11 protein-coding genes are annotated in these 15,724 nt (G+C 34.7%); 8 read left to right on the top strand and 3 right to left on the bottom strand.

Going from position 1 to position 15,724, the window contains the following annotated elements; genetic code table 11:
- Positions 1–31 precede the first annotated feature (31 nt).
- Positions 32–1,051, top strand: coding sequence for a UDP-glucose 4-epimerase GalE (gene galE, locus JMA43_RS01430; RefSeq protein WP_342154196.1), 1,020 nt, complete (start codon positions 32–34; stop codon positions 1,049–1,051).
- 73 nt (positions 1,052–1,124) lie between these two features.
- Here the strand turns inward: galE and JMA43_RS01435 are convergent, their stop codons facing one another.
- Entirely contained in the window at positions 1,125–2,555 is a 1,431-nt protein-coding gene (locus tag JMA43_RS01435) for an ATP-binding protein (protein ID WP_342154198.1), read from the bottom strand.
- 266 nt (positions 2,556–2,821) lie between these two features.
- On the opposite strand from JMA43_RS01435, the gene mfd reads away from it, so the two are divergent.
- Positions 2,822–6,208 (top strand): transcription-repair coupling factor, encoded by a 3,387-nt coding sequence (gene mfd, locus JMA43_RS01440; protein ID WP_342154200.1) that lies wholly within the window; start codon positions 2,822–2,824, stop codon positions 6,206–6,208.
- 63 nt (positions 6,209–6,271) lie between these two features.
- The gene (locus JMA43_RS01445) at positions 6,272–7,564 is read left to right on the top strand and encodes a TlpA family protein disulfide reductase (RefSeq protein ID WP_342154202.1); all 1,293 of its coding nucleotides are present in this window, start codon (positions 6,272–6,274) and stop codon (positions 7,562–7,564) included.
- A gap of 3 nt (positions 7,565–7,567) precedes the next feature.
- On the opposite strand, the gene JMA43_RS01450 is transcribed toward JMA43_RS01445, so the two are convergent.
- Both JMA43_RS01450 and JMA43_RS01455 read right to left on the bottom strand, forming a co-directional pair.
- Complete coding sequence (locus tag JMA43_RS01450; protein WP_342154204.1) at positions 7,568–8,227, bottom strand: aspartate kinase; 660 nt, start codon at positions 8,225–8,227, stop codon at positions 7,568–7,570.
- A gap of 215 nt (positions 8,228–8,442) precedes the next feature.
- Positions 8,443–8,802, bottom strand: a complete 360-nt coding sequence (locus tag JMA43_RS01455) for a YraN family protein (protein ID WP_342154206.1) — start codon at positions 8,800–8,802, stop codon at positions 8,443–8,445.
- A 216-nt stretch (positions 8,803–9,018) separates the two neighbouring features.
- Here JMA43_RS01455 and metG point away from each other — a divergent pair, with 216 nt between their 5' ends.
- The 5 genes from metG to JMA43_RS01480 all read left to right on the top strand — a co-directional run bounded on the left by metG (position 9,019) and on the right by JMA43_RS01480 (position 15,652).
- Positions 9,019–11,115: a methionine--tRNA ligase gene (gene metG, locus JMA43_RS01460; protein WP_342154208.1), complete on the top strand. Its 2,097-nt coding sequence runs from the start codon at positions 9,019–9,021 to the stop codon at positions 11,113–11,115.
- Positions 11,116–11,253: 138 nt separating this feature from the next.
- Complete coding sequence (locus JMA43_RS01465; RefSeq protein WP_342154210.1) at positions 11,254–11,820, top strand: transposase; 567 nt, start codon at positions 11,254–11,256, stop codon at positions 11,818–11,820.
- Between the two features lie 46 nt (positions 11,821–11,866).
- A complete protein-coding gene (locus JMA43_RS01470) occupies positions 11,867–13,993 on the top strand; it encodes a Tex family protein (RefSeq protein ID WP_342154212.1) in 2,127 nt (708 codons plus the stop codon).
- A 123-nt stretch (positions 13,994–14,116) separates the two neighbouring features.
- Positions 14,117–14,983, top strand: a complete 867-nt coding sequence (locus JMA43_RS01475; protein ID WP_342154214.1) for a phosphatase PAP2 family protein — start codon at positions 14,117–14,119, stop codon at positions 14,981–14,983.
- Positions 14,984–15,133: 150 nt separating this feature from the next.
- Entirely contained in the window at positions 15,134–15,652 is a 519-nt protein-coding gene (locus JMA43_RS01480) for a ferritin (RefSeq protein ID WP_342154215.1), read from the top strand.
- Positions 15,653–15,724: the final 72 nt, after the last annotated feature.

Genomic DNA, 15,724 nt, shown 5'->3' on the forward strand with positions numbered 1-15,724 from the left:
TAAAAATCGTATCGCACCACATTTTTTTTAAATGAAAATATTAGTAACTGGCGGACTTGGATATATTGGTTCTCATACCGTTGTAGAGCTTCAAAACAAAGGCTACGAAGTAATTATTGTAGACAATTTATCCAATTCTTCCATCGAAGTTTTAGACAATATTGAAAAAATTACAGGAAAGAAACCTGCTTTTGAAAAGGTAGATTTACGCGAAAAAGATACTGTTTCGGCTTTCTTCAAAAAATATACAGATATTGCTGGAGTTATTCATTTTGCGGCTTCAATTTTTGTAAATGAAAGTGTTGAAAATCCGCTTTTGTATTATGAAAACAACTTGAACTCGCTTATTTATTTACTGAAAGAAGTTTCAGCAAAAAAAGAGATGGCCATGATTTTCAGTTCGTCTTGCACGGTTTACGGACAAGCAGATGAATTGCCAATTACGGAAGAAGCTCCTGTAAAAAAAGCAGAAGCACCATACGGAAACACTAAGCAAATTGGAGAAGAAATTATTGCCGACACTTGTAAAGTTACGCCAAATTTAAAAGCTATATCATTACGTTATTTCAATCCAGTTGGCGGACATGAAACTGCGCTTATTGGAGAAACTCCACAAGGAAAACCACACCATTTGGTACCATATATTACGCAAACTGCAATCGGAATTAGAGAGCAGCTCACCGTTTTTGGAGGCGATTATCCTACAAAAGATGGTACTTGCATTCGCGATTATATCCATGTTGTAGATTTAGGAAAAGCACACGTAACTGCCTTAGAACGCTTGCTAAACAATAAAAACGAAACCAATTACGAAGTTTTTAATATCGGGACAGGAACAGGAAGTTCGGTTTTTGAAGTTATTGGAAGTTTCGAAAGAATAAGTGGCGAAAAACTAAATTTCAAAGTAGCCGACCGTCGCCCAGGCGATGTTGCCGCTATTTATGCTGACACCAAAAAAGCTAATGAAGTTTTAGGTTGGGAAGCAAAATCAACCCTCGACGAAGCTATGGCATCGGCTTGGAAATGGGAAAAAAAGGTAAGAGGGAAATAAAATTTCCTTCATAAAAAACACAATAATAAAAGGCTTAGAAAATTTTAATTAAATTTTCTAAGCCTTTTATATCCTATACATTTTTCTTTCTATCTAAACTATTTTTCCCAACAGTATATGCATATGACGATGATGGAAGGAATTGAATACTTAACTCTTTATAATCCTTTTCACCTTCTTTATCAATAGTTGTTACAATCGGATAATTTAAATTACTCTCCAAACAAAATTTATACAAGCTTTTTAATTCATTCGGTTTTTCATAATATCTATTAGTCCACTTAATTTCTAATGCCCATAATGGTTTCAGCGTTGAATCACTAATCCCGACCATATCGACTTCCCCACCAGACCATCTAGCATACCATGGAGTAAACCACTCACGATGCATCCACTGAGCATATATCGCTGTTTCAACCATATTACCAATCATTTCATCAGTAGCCGTAATTGGAGAAAATAATGCACTTCGCAAAGAGGGATTGGTAAGATAAATTTTAAAAAAATTATCCCTTTTAAATCGTTTACCACTTTGATCAATCCTCTTTACTTGCTTAATTAAAAATGCTGCTTCTAAATATTCAATATATTTTTTTAAAGTATTTTTTGGTACTTGAGATTGCTTACTTAATGTTTCTAATGAAAACTCACTTCCACTATTATAAGCTATTGTGGTAAACAAAGAGTTTAACTCTCTTGTGTCACTTATTCCGTATAAGCTTGGCAAGTCTCTTAAAAGCACCTTATCGACAATGTCTTGTCTAATATATCTTCCTGGATTAGCTTGGATTTTTTCAGAAAAAATAACCTCAGGATAACCCCCAAAATTTATATAATCCAAAAAATGTTTATTTAATTCATTTAGATGAGAAGATGAATAGAAATCTGTTATATGTTCTTTCCATTTCAAACTTATTGTTGTTATAATTCTATCCAATCCTTTTAAAGAAATATATTCATTAAAAGTTAATGGTGGCAATAAAAAGTCTGTAAATCTTCCTGCTCCACTTTCATCACTTGCAAACTTCAAAGCCGCAGCTGCAGATCCAGATACAATAAATTTATCCTTTCTAAAACTATCTACTAATGATTTCAAATGAACTTCCCAACCTTTACAATATTGGATTTCGTCATAAATTATATGCCAATCATTTTTATCCTTTACCCCAGTTGCTTCTTTAGCATATAAAAATAGTTGTTCTAATGGAATATTATTATAAATTGGATTTTCAATCGTTATAAAAATAATTTTTTTTGGATTAACCCCATTCTGGATTAAATCTTCAACTAGATGATATAGCATAACTGTCTTCCCTACACGTCTAGGCCCCATTAAAACAACCGCTCTCCTTATCTCTCTCTCATAAACAAGAGGCTTAAATAATTCAAAATATAATCTTCTAGGCATTTCATTATAATCATCTTCAATATGCCCATCAACCCACCATGGGTTTTCAAATCTAATCCTATCTAAGACCTGCTTTTTAGATATTTCTTTAATCATAAAAACAATTATTTTATGCTAAAATACAAAATAAGATCAATTAGTTGATTTTATTTATAATAAAATATCAAATTAAATTATTTGTTCATTTAAAATAGTCTTAACACTATCTTTTTAGATTAGAATTTAAAAATTAAATAAGATAAACATTGACATGAATAAATTTTCTTAGCCTTTCTAATATACATTCATTTCAATTATCTTTGTACCACTCGTTTAGAGTCTCAATAAATACAAATCCACCAAGTGGAACAAAATAAGTTTCAGTGAGCAACATTACCACGTCTACTGGCTTAGGTCAAGTTATAACTACGTACAAAGAATCTCTGCAGCAACAGAAATTAGGGAGTGCTATTGCCAATTCTCAAAATAATATTCATTTAAAAGGCCTTGTAGGTACATCTTTATCATTGGTGTTAGCCAATGCATTTAAGGATGCCGAACTACCTTTTTTGGTTATTTTAAACGATAAAGAAGAAGCTGCTTATCATCTAAACGATTTAGAACAACTCGTTGGAGAAAAAGATGTGCTTTTTTACCCAGGAAGCTATCGCCGGCCTTATCAAATTGAAGAAACCGACAATGCAAATATTTTACTCAGAGCCGAGGTTTTAAACCGCATCAACTCGCGTAAAAAGCCTGCTATTATCGTTACATATCCTGAAGCGCTATTTGAAAAAGTCGTCACTAAAAAAGAGTTGGAGCGAAGCACTCTTAAAATTAATTTAAACGACAGACTTTCTATCGATTTTATAAACGAAACACTCTTTGAATACAAATTCAAAAGAGTCGATTTTGTTACAGAACCTGGAGAATTTTCGGTGCGAGGTGGGATTGTAGATGTTTTTTCTTTTTCGAATGACAAACCTTACAGAATTGAATTTTTTGGAGATGAAGTAGACAGCATTCGAACTTTCGATGTTGAAACACAACTTTCTACCGAAAAACTGAAAAAAATCAACATCATTCCAAATGTTGAAAACAAATTTTTAGAAGAAGAACGCGAGAGTTTTTTAAAGTATATTTCAGCTAAAACAGTTGTTTGTATTAAAAATGAAGAACTTTTATTTTCTCGTATAGACGGACTTTTCAGCAAAGCAGAAGAAGCTTTTAACAACCTTTCAAAAGACATAAAACACGCGCCACCAAAAGAACTGTTTTGCGACGCCGAACTGTTAAAAAATCAGCTTAAAACATATATTTCAATTGTTTTAAACACGCCAAAGTCGAGTGCTACTGCTTACGAAACTATAACTTTTCAAACTGCACCTCAACCTTCATTTAACAAGCAATTCGATTTACTTATTGCCGATTTAAATGAAAATCACGCAAAAGGTTATACCAACTTAATTTTTTGTGTGAGCGAGCAACAAGCCAAACGTTTTCACGATATTTTTAACGATGTCGATACCGAAGTACACTACGAAACGGTTGTTTTTTCGATGCATCAAGGGTTTATCGACAACGAGTATAAAATGGTTTGCTATACCGATCATCAAATTTTTGATCGTTACCATAAGTTTCAGCTAAAAAATGGCTATTCTAAAAAGCAAGCTATTACTCTAAAAGAGTTAACCAACCTAGAAATTGGCGATTATGTTACACATATCGACCACGGAATTGGAACTTTTGGAGGCTTGCAAAAAATTCAAGTTGAAGGCAAACTGCAAGAAGCCATTAAACTTATTTATGGCGAACGCGATATTTTGTATGTAAGTATTCATTCGCTACATAAAATTACCAAGTACAACGGTAAAGACGGAAAAACTCCGAAGATTTATAAATTAGGTTCTGCCGCTTGGAAAAACCTCAAAAAGAAAACCAAAACGAAGGTTAAAGAAATTGCTTTTAACCTAATTAAATTATACGCCAAACGTAAAACCGAAAAAGGATTTCAGTACGGCCCAGATAGCTATTTACAAAATGAGTTGGAAGCTTCTTTTATTTATGAAGACACGCCAGACCAAAGCAAAGCGACCGAAGATGTAAAACGCGACATGGAAAGCGAGCAACCAATGGACCGACTTGTGTGCGGAGATGTTGGTTTCGGAAAAACCGAAGTTGCTATTCGAGCGGCTTTTAAAGCGGTAGACAACGGGAAGCAAGTTGCGGTTTTGGTGCCTACTACTATTTTGGCTTTTCAGCATCATAAAACATTTAGTGAGCGACTTGCCGATATGCCTGTAACAGTTGATTATTTAAACCGTTTCCGAACTGCAAAAGAGAAAAAAGAAACCCTAGAAAAACTTGCTGAAGGAAAAGTTGATATTATTATAGGTACGCATCAGTTAGTCAATAAAAATGTAAAATTTAAAGACCTCGGACTTCTTATTGTAGATGAAGAACAAAAGTTTGGAGTTGCCGTAAAAGACAAGCTGAAAACCATCAAAGAAAATGTAGATGTGCTTACGCTAACCGCAACGCCAATTCCTCGAACGTTGCAATTTAGTTTGATGGCTGCGCGCGACCTTTCTGTAATAACTACTCCTCCGCCAAACCGCTACCCCATTGAAAGTAATGTTATTCAATTAAACGAGGAAGTAATTCGTGATGCGGTTTCTTATGAAATTCAACGTGGCGGACAAGTATTTTTTATTCACAACAGAATTGAAAATATCAAAGAAGTTGCTGGCATGGTACAACGCTTGGTTCCTGATGCTAAAATTGGAATTGGCCATGGACAAATGGACGGAAAGAAACTTGAACAATTAATGTTGAGTTTTATGCGTGGCGATTTTGATGTTTTGGTAGCAACTTCTATTATCGAAAGCGGATTGGACGTTCCAAATGCGAACACCATTTTTATCAACAATGCCAACAATTTCGGACTTTCAGATTTACACCAAATGCGTGGCCGTGTTGGGCGAAGCAATAAAAAAGCCTTTTGTTATTTTATCACACCGCCATACTCGGCAATGACTGACGATGCTCGAAAACGTATCCAAGCTTTGGAACAATTTACAGAACTCGGAAGCGGTTTCAATATTGCAATGAAAGACCTTGAAATACGTGGTGCTGGAGATATTCTTGGAGGAGAGCAAAGCGGATTTATGAATGAAATTGGCTTTGATACTTACCAAAAAATCTTGCAAGAAGCAATCGAAGAACTCAAGGAAAATGAGTTTGCCGATTTATACGAAACTCCAAAAGAGGAAAACAAAGTATTTGTAAAGGAAACTCAAATCGATACCGATTTTCAATTGTTATTCCCAGACGATTATATCAATGCTATTACCGAGCGTTTAAACTTGTACAACGAGTTGAGTACTTTAAAAACTGAAGACGATTTGATAGCCTATCAACAACGTCTCGAAGACCGTTTTGGAGAACTCCCAGAAGAAGCAAACGACCTCATCAATAGTGTACGAATTAAATGGATAGCAACACAACTTGGTCTGGAGCGCATCATTTTAAAACAAGGGAAAATGGTTGGTTATTTTGTATCCGATCAGCAGAGTAGTTTTTACCAAAGCAACCGCTTTAGAAATGTTTTAATGTATATCCAAATGCATCCAACAATTGGAAAAATCAAAGAAAAACAAACGCGGAATGGTTTGCGATTGCTCATTTCTTTTGAAAATATAAAATCGATTAACAAGGCATTAAACACCTTAAAACCGTTTGTAGAAGCCAATAAAATTGATGCGAATTAAAATCGCTATAAAATGTAAATTTGGCGCGATAATTGTTTAATTTGTAAAAAAATTAATACGAACATGAAGAAATTATTTATACTCGCTTTTTTAATTCCGTTGCTTTCGATTGCTCAAAACCAAATTTCTGGTACTTTTTCACCGAGCGATATGTTCAGCAAAGTATTTCTGTATCAAGTAACTCCAAATTACCCAACCTATATTTCGTATAGTTCAATTGCTTCTGATGGGAATGCTAGCATAGCTTTGGAAAATAATTTAGCGCCAGGGATGTATCGATTGGTTTTCGGTATTCCGCAGGACGAGTTTTATTTTGATTTCATCTACAACGGAAAAGAAGACGTCACATTTAAATACGATGCAAATGATGGAGTGAGTTATATTTCTTCGGAAGAAAATTTGATGCTCCAAGAGTATAACGCGCATATCAATGAGGCTAAGGAAATGCTCAACGCTACTTTTGGACCTAATGTAAAAAAATCAACCTACTTTAATGTTTTCAAAACAATTGGAAATGTTCAAGACTACTATGAAACAGAAAGCGAAGGAATGATTGCCAATCATTTTATAAAAACGGGAAGAATTCCCAACCCAAGCGAACAACTTTCTGTAGATGAATTTTTAGCTTTAGAAAAAACCGAATTTTTCAAAAATATCGATTTTAACGATACCGTACTTCAACATTCGGACTACTTAACAAATGCTTCAAGAATTTACGTTTTGCGTTTTTCAGAAAACAATGAGCAGTATAAAGAGAACATCAAAACTGTTGCCGAAAAAGCAAGCGGAAACTATAAAGTACAAAAATCGATTATGGAGCGACTTTGGTACGATACTTCTTCCGCAGAAAACTTAGAAATTGCCAATTTTATTGCAGATAATTATTTGCTCTCACTAGCCGAAAAAACTGGCGACACCAAACTAATTACCGATATAAAAACCTATTCACAAACCGCCGTGGGTGCTAAAGCGCCAAACTTTTCGGTAACCGATAGTAAAACGCTTTACGATTTAAATGATGCTCAACATTATTTACTTATTTTCTGGAGTAGCACTTGTTCGCATTGTTTAAAAGAACTTCCGCAGGTTAAGAAATTCTTAGAAGCGCATCCCAACAAACAGCTTCAAGTAGTAGCTTTTGGTTTGGAAGACGAAGATTCGCCATGGGAACAAACCATCACTCAATTTCCAACGTACACGCATGTTTACGGTGCTGGAAAATGGGAAAACAAAACTGCTAGAACCTACAATATTGTTGCAACGCCAACCTATTTTATTTTGGATAGTAACAAAACAATTGTCGCTAAACCAGAAAATTTAGAAGCGTTGGAAACAGCACTTGAAGCTATTAAATAAGGTTTAGAGCGCTTTTAAATCTTTAATAACTTTAAAAGCAATATCAATTTGGTCTTCACCAACAATAATAGTAAACTCGTTGGTTGTTGAAATAACTTCGTGAAGGATAATTCCTTCCCAAGCCAAACGTTGGAAGATAAAGTAATAAATTCCAGGAATTACAACATTTTCCTCTGGAAGTTTTACACTAATAGACGAAAGCTTATCTATTTTTTGGGTAAGCTTTTCGCTTTTAAAAATAGACTCTACCACTTCATTCATCGAGTTACTCACCACAATATTGGTTTCGTTTACTCCTCTAGATGAAGTATAAAACACATCTTTATTATCGTTTATTTCTTGCAACAATCGCGCTTGATTGTTCAAAATAGTATCCGAAACTAAAAAAGTATAATCGGTTAAGGAAGAACGTACCGTGATTTCACCAATATTTTTAAGCACTTTTAAAATTCGGTGTGTCGCTCTAAATTCTAATTCCGATGAAAGTCTTTTTAGCGCCATTACAATCGCTCCGTTTCTAACATCTTTCCCTAATTGTTCTTCAATTTCTGGTTTTATATTTCTCGACAACGAAGTAAGGTTTATGATTCCTTGTGCCAAGGCGCTCTGTAAAAACGGTTTTGATTTGATGTAGTTTTCTACGATGGATGATATTGTTTTCATTTTTGTGGTTTGGTTTGGTTTTACGGGGGTAAATTTAAATGAAGTTTTCCTTAAAAACAAAAAATTAAACTAAATGTTTTATTTGTAACAATTTGTTTTTATTGAAAGAACCCAATGATAACAATGGATTCAGATGAAAAAATAATTTAAATTTTAACAATTGAGAGAATGTAGACCCTATATTTTGATAATATCGGTTAACTAAGAAACTTCTTTCAGAAATGATAAAAAGCATCTTCAAAATGCGTAATCGAAATCTTATTATTCTGCTTTAAAACGGCAATAATATCAAACCGAAGTTCTTTTTCAATTTCATGTTGTGTGATATAGTAATCCATTGCTTTTACCATCAATTTAATCTTTTTTGAACTCACAAAACTCTGCGGGTCACCAAAAAAGTTAGATGTTCGAGCCTTCACTTCCACACAAACCAACATATTGTCAACTTCAGCAATAATATCGACCTCAGCAAAATTGTAACGGTAATTCTGCTCGTGTATCACATAATTTTTCTTCCGCAGAAAAGAAACCGCTTGTGCTTCGGCTTCCTTCCCAAAATCGTTATGTGTAGCCATAATTGTGGGTTTTAAAACGTATATAAGATAACAATTAAAATTGAGTGTAGAATCTGGGTGATTTATTAGGTAATTCTCTACTGAAAATCATTATTTTTGTGACAAATTAAAATACCTTTAGAACTTCTTCTAAAAGTATAAAATGAGAAAAAATCAATTTATCTCAACGCTAAAAGTAGTAATATCATGCCCTCAATGAGGGAATAAAATTTGAGAATGTCACAGAAATACAACGATACACCCCAAAATAAAAACAGATTTACAATAACGGCAGCTTTGCCATACACCAACGGTCCTATTCACATTGGGCATTTAGCGGGGGTGTATGTTCCTGCTGATATTTACGCGCGTTATTTGCGATTAAAAGGAAAAGATGTTGCTTTTATCTGCGGAAGTGACGAACACGGTGTTGCCATCCCGATGAAGGCAAAAAAGGAAGGTGTTTCTCCGCAAGAAATTATCGATAAATACAACGGAATTATTAAAGAATCGTTTGCTGACTTCGGAATTTCATTTGATAATTACTCACGAACTTCAGCGCCAATTCATCATCAAACTGCATCTGATTTTTTCAAGAAACTTTACGAAGACGGAAAATTTATTGAAGAAGTTACAGAGCAACTTTACGATGGTGAAGCACAACAATTTTTAGCCGATAGATTTGTTGTAGGTACATGCCCAAAATGTAATCACGATGGGGCTTACGGAGACCAATGTGAAAACTGTGGAAGCTCGTTAAATGCAACCGATTTAATCAATCCGAAATCGACAATTACTGGTGCTGTGCCAGTTTTAAAAGAAACAAAACACTGGTTTTTACCACTCGACCAATACGATGCATTTTTAAAAGAATGGATTATTGAAGGTCATAAAAAAGATTGGAAACCTAATGTTTACGGACAAGTAAAAAGTTGGGTGGACGAAGGACTAAAACCTCGTGCTGTAACCCGCGATTTGGATTGGGGAATTCCTGTTCCTGTTGAAGGAGCCGAAGGGAAAGTGCTGTACGTTTGGTTTGATGCGCCAATTGGATATATATCGTCTACCAAAGAATGGGCAGAAAGAGAAGGTAAAGATTGGGAGCCTTATTGGAAAGATTCAAGATTAATTCATTTTATCGGAAAAGATAACATTGTTTTTCACTGTATCATTTTCCCTGCGATGTTGCAAGCGCATGGCGATTATATTTTGCCAGAAAACGTTCCTGCAAACGAGTTTTTAAATCTAGAAGGACAAAAACTTTCTACTTCCAAAAACTGGGCTGTTTGGTTACACGAATATTTGGAAGATTTTCCAGAGAAACAAGATGTTTTACGTTACACCTTAACGGCAAACGCACCAGAAACAAAAGACAACGATTTTACGTGGAAAGATTTCCAAGCGAGAAACAATAACGAATTGGTAGCAATCTTCGGAAACTTTATCAATCGTGTTATTGTGCTTACGCATAAATATTACAACGGAAGTATTCCGCAACCAAATGAGTTTTCAGCTATCGACAAACAAACTTTAGCCGAATTAAAGAAATATCCAGAAATTATAGCTTCATCCGTAGAGAAATATCGCTTTAGAGAAGCTTCGCAAGAACTCATGAATGTTGCTCGATTAGGAAACAAATACCTAGCCGATGAAGAACCTTGGAAAGTAATTAAAGAAGATGAAACTCGTGTGCAAACCATTATGTATGTAGCATTACAAATTGCTGCAGGTTTGGCTGTTTTAAGCGAACCGTTTTTACCATTTACCGCTACAAGCCTTAAAAAAATGCTTGCATTTGACACACTGTCTTCAACATTAAATTGGGAAGATGTATCACAAAAAGATGAGTTATTACCGGCAGGACACACTGTTGAAAAAGCGAGTTTACTCTTTACAAAAGTTGAAGACGAAGACATTCAAAAGCAATTAGATAAATTGGAAGCAACCAAAAAAGCAAATCAAGCTGAACTTGCCGCTGCCAATACTGCAGTGGAACCACAAAAAGAGACAATTACTTTTGACGATTTCTCAAAACTCGACATTAGAGTAGGAACAATTTTGGAAGCTGAAAAAATGCCAAAAGCTGATAAACTTTTGGTGTTAAAAGTAGATACAGGACTGGACGTGAGAACCATTGTTTCTGGAATTGCAAAAAGCTTTACTCCTGAAGAAATCATTGGAAAACAGGTAAGTGTTTTGGTAAACCTCGCTCCTCGTAAACTAAGAGGTGTTGAAAGTCAAGGTATGATTTTAATGACTGAAAACAAAGAAGGGAAATTGGTGTTTTTAAATCCAGATGAAGCTGCTATTCCAAACGGAAAAACCATCAACTAAATATTCCATTACTTCCAAAAGATTTTCAAATCCTTCGGAACAATACCCCAAAGGTTTTTGAAACCTTTGGGGTATCAGGAAACTTCGGGAAGTTATATCGAAAATTTTCTTAAATTGATAAGTCAAATTTCGACTATCATGAAACACGAGCCTATAGCAGCTGGTTATTATTATCATATTTTCAACCAAGGGAACAACAGGGAAAACATCTTTATTGAAGATAGAAATTATACGTATTTCATGATGCTTACCTACAAGCATATACTACCCATTGGGGAAATTCATTGCTATTGCCTATTGAAAAATCATTTTCATTTTATTGTAAAAACTAAAGAAGGTTTAGAGTCCAAAAAAATTTCTCAGGCATTTTCAAACTTGTTCAATGCGTATGCTAAAGCCATCAATAAATCTTATAAAAGAACAGGAAGTTTATTCCGAAGAAAGTATGCGAGAATTAAAATTGAAAGTGAAACTTACTTCAAAAACTTGGTACTTTACATTCATACAAATCCAAAACATCATGGTTTTTGCAATGATTTTATAACTTATCCACACTCTTCATTTCAATCGTATGTAGAAAATAAAGACTCGAATCTTACAAAAACATATACTTTGAATATATTTGATTCGTTACAAAACTTTATTGTTGCACATAAAGTTAAATATGATTTCTTGGAATCAAATAAAAAATATTTTTTAGAATAATACCTCACAGGTTTTAAAAAACCTTTGAGGTAGTTCTCCAACAATTATGCAAACATTAATTCAATACATTGCTCAACATACTTCGATTGCTTCAAAAAGCATCGAAAACACAGTTCAATTAATTAATCAAGACTGTACAATTCCGTTTATTGCTCGTTATCGAAAAGAGGCCACTGGGAATTTAGACGAAGTACAAATTGGCGAAATTGTAACGTATAAAAAAGACTTTGAAGCGCTAGTAAAACGCAAAGAGAGTATTTTAAAATCGCTAGAAGAACAAGGAGTGCTTTCCGACGATTTAAAACAGAAAATCGAAACTGCCGATTCGTTAATTGTTTTAGAGGATTTATATCTTCCGTATAAAAAGTCAAGAAAAACCAAAGCAGATACCGCACGGGAAAACGGACTCGAACCTTTGGCAAAAATCATCATGGCACAAAATGCCACCAATTTTGAATCTATTGCTACAAAATATCTTTCAGATACCATTACTGATGAAAACCAAGCGCTTGAAGGTGCTCGACATATTATTGCTGAATGGATTAATGAGCGTATCGACCTAAGAAACAGTCTTAGAAACCAATTTGAACGCTTCGCCGAAATAAGCACCAAAGTTGTAAAAACTAAAGCGGAAGAAGAAGCTGCTCAAAAATTCAGTGATTATTTCGATTGGAACGAACCTTTAAAACGTTGTCCGTCGCACCGATTACTCGCTATATTGAGAGCTGAAAATGAAGGCTTCATCAAAATAAAAATTTCCATTGACGAACAGCGCGCATTAGATTATATCGAAAATAAAATGATAAAATCTAATAACGAGTGCGCTACACAAATAACGCTAGCAGTAAAAGATGCATTTAAAAGACTCTTGGCGCCAGCGCTTTCGAATGAAGCGTTGAACAATGCTAAAGAAAATGCAGACAACACTGCCATTTCTGTTTTTGCGAAGAATTTACAACAACTACTTTTGAGTCCGCCATTGGGAGAAAAAACGATTTTGGCAATCGACCCAGGCTTTCGTACTGGTTGCAAAATTGTATGCCTAGACCAACAATGCGCTCTGTTGCATAACGAAACTATTTATCCGCATGAGCCTCGAAAAGAAGCCACACAAGCCATCAAGAAGATTAGCACATTGGTAAATGCTTATAAAATTGAGGCGATTGCTATTGGAAACGGAACTGCATCTCGTGAAACGGAAACACTCATCAAGCGTATTCGATTTGATCGCGAAGTTGAAGTTTTTGTAGTAAGTGAAGCTGGAGCATCAATTTATTCAGCATCAAAAATTGCAAGAGACGAATTTCCAAACTATGATGTTACGGTGCGCGGCGCTGTCTCTATCGGTCGTCGCCTTTCTGACCCTTTAGCCGAATTGGTAAAAATCGAAGCTAAATCTATTGGTGTTGGGCAATACCAACACGATGTCGACCAAACAAAATTAAAAGAAGCACTCGACCGAGTAGTCGAAAGTTGCGTAAATAAAGTTGGTGTAAATATTAATACTGCAAGTCCATCGTTGCTGAGTTATGTTTCAGGAATTGGAGAAAAACTGGCAGAAAATATTGTTACTTATCGGAATGAAAATGGCGCCTTTACTTCAAGAGAAGATATCAAAAAAGTACCGCGTTTAGGTGGAAAAGCTTTTGAACAAAGTGCAGGTTTTCTTCGGATAAAAAATGCTAAAAACCCGCTAGATGATTCTGCTGTGCATCCAGAAAGTTATTCAATAGTAAAGAAAATGGCTTCGGATATGAAAGTGCAAATTGAAGAATTGGTTGGCAATAAAGCACTTATAAAAAATATTCCGTTAGAAAAATATCTAACCGACAAAATTGGATTGCCAACACTTACCGATATCGCTTCTGAATTAGAAAAACCCGGAATCGACCCAAGAGAAAAAGCAAAAATGTTTGAATTTGACCCCAATGTAAAAACGATTAACGATTTACGAGAAGGGCAAATTTTACCTGGTATTGTAAACAACATTACCAACTTTGGTTGTTTTGTGGATATTGGAATAAAAGAAAGTGGACTCGTACATATTTCAAGATTAACCGATGGTTTTGTGACCAACGTAAACGAAGTGGTTACGCTTCAGCAACATGTAAAAGTAAAAGTCATTGAAATAGATTTTCCTCGAAAACGTATTCAGCTTGCTATGAATTTTTAATTCAGCATAAAAGAATAAATACTATAAGCATCAAAATAAGCTACGTATTTTTTAGCTGAATTCTTTGTATGTTTGTTAGGATAAAATGAGTTTGTTCGGTGTAAATTATTTAATATTTTTTCTATGAAATTTAGAACTTCCCACTTAAAAAATATAGTCTTTGCTACGACGCTTTTTTGCTTCGGATGTATTTCTTTTTTACAAGGACAAGACACCAATTTTTTATCGAAAGATGCTACCCGTTGGCAAATGCTTAAATACGATACAGGCAATATGTTTAAAGGGATTTTGTTTTCGTATGCGCGTCCGTTTCATTGGGAGAAAAAGCAATGGATGGAATTCGGAGGCGTTGCAGCGACAACCTCAATTTTATACATTTTTGACGATCAAACAAGTGAATATTTTGTAGAACAAAGTGATGATATTCCAGATTTTATAAAAGATTATGGTTGGTACTACGGAAGTCCGCAAAACAACTACATGCTCACGGCAGCCGTCTATTTAACTGGACTTGGCTTGAAAAACGAAAAGTTAAGACGAACAGGAGTTTTATTAATTTCATCGGCTTCTGCTGCAGGATTACTTCAGCAAATGAGCAAATATGCTTTTGGTAGAGCACGCCCAAGAAGTGGCGACGACAAAAACACTTTTTATCCCTTTACTAGTGATAAAGACTACCATTCATTCCCTTCTGGTCATGCCATTTTAGCGTTTACCAATGCCTATGCTATTGCCAAACAATTTAAAAATCCGTGGGTAAAAGGAGGTATTTATGCCGTTGGTTTAATCCCTGGAGTTTCTAGATTATGGGCTGGAGCGCATTGGCTTACCGATGTTGGTGTAGGTATTGCATTGAGTATTGCAACGGTGGAAGCTATCGATAAGTTTCTCGACAGTAAATACGAAGAGAAGTACAACCAAAAACAAAAAGATGTAAGTTGGGATTTAAGTATCGGTCCTGGTCAATTTGGAGTTGTAATGCGTTTTTAATAACGCATTTAGCTTACTTTCATTAAGATAGACTATTTATAAATTAGAATTCTTGATAACTATCACTTCTAAAGTGAAAGATAATTTCATTAATTTTAATCAAAATTTACGTCTTAACACAGACACTTAAAAAATAAATACATAGAGATTATGTTATCAAAAAAAATTGAAGAAGCACTAAATAAACAAGTTAGAGTAGAAGCTGAGTCTTCTCAAATATACCTAGCAATGGCATGTTGGGCAGAAGTAAAAGGTTTGGAAGGAGTTGCTCAATTTATGTACGATCAATCGGATGAAGAGCGCGAACACATGCTAAAACTCGTTAAGTTTATTAATGAGCGTGGCGGACATGCAAAAATATCTGCATTAAAAGAACCAAATGTTACTTTTGAAAGCTTTAAAGAAATGTTTGAAATGCTATTCGAACACGAAGTTTTTGTTTCTGAAAGTATCAACAACCTAGTACATATTACTTTGGAAGAAAAAGATTATGCAACTCACAATTTCTTACAATGGTATGTTGCTGAACAAATTGAAGAAGAAGCAGTTGCACGAACTATTTTAGATAAAATCAACCTTATCGGAGACGACAAAGGAGGATTGTATTTATTCGATAGAGACATTCAACAACTTACAGTTACAAGTTCTGGATCGACTCCTTTAGAATAATTCTTTTGAAAAATGTTAAATTTTATTTAGATTAAGTTTAAATAGATATATTTGCTTTCGGTAATCAATCGA

This window comes from Joostella sp. CR20 (assembly GCF_038433465.1).
Classification (GTDB): domain Bacteria; phylum Bacteroidota; class Bacteroidia; order Flavobacteriales; family Flavobacteriaceae; genus Galbibacter.

Bases quoted from the DNA above. Each gene is read 5' to 3' on its own strand.
- galE (WP_342154196.1), top strand. From the start codon at position 32: ATGAAAATATTAGTAACTGGCGGACTTGGATATATTGGTTCTCATACC.
- JMA43_RS01435 (WP_342154198.1), bottom strand. From the start codon at position 2,555: ATGATTAAAGAAATATCTAAAAAGCAGGTCTTAGATAGGATTAGATTT.
- JMA43_RS01445 (WP_342154202.1), top strand. From the start codon at position 6,272: ATGAAGAAATTATTTATACTCGCTTTTTTAATTCCGTTGCTTTCGATT.
- JMA43_RS01450 (WP_342154204.1), bottom strand. From the start codon at position 8,227: ATGAAAACAATATCATCCATCGTAGAAAACTACATCAAATCAAAACCG.
- JMA43_RS01455 (WP_342154206.1), bottom strand. From the start codon at position 8,802: ATGGCTACACATAACGATTTTGGGAAGGAAGCCGAAGCACAAGCGGTT.
- metG (WP_342154208.1), top strand. From the start codon at position 9,019: ATGTCACAGAAATACAACGATACACCCCAAAATAAAAACAGATTTACA.
- JMA43_RS01465 (WP_342154210.1), top strand. From the start codon at position 11,254: ATGAAACACGAGCCTATAGCAGCTGGTTATTATTATCATATTTTCAAC.
- JMA43_RS01470 (WP_342154212.1), top strand. From the start codon at position 11,867: ATGCAAACATTAATTCAATACATTGCTCAACATACTTCGATTGCTTCA.
- JMA43_RS01475 (WP_342154214.1), top strand. From the start codon at position 14,117: ATGAAATTTAGAACTTCCCACTTAAAAAATATAGTCTTTGCTACGACG.
- JMA43_RS01480 (WP_342154215.1), top strand. From the start codon at position 15,134: ATGTTATCAAAAAAAATTGAAGAAGCACTAAATAAACAAGTTAGAGTA.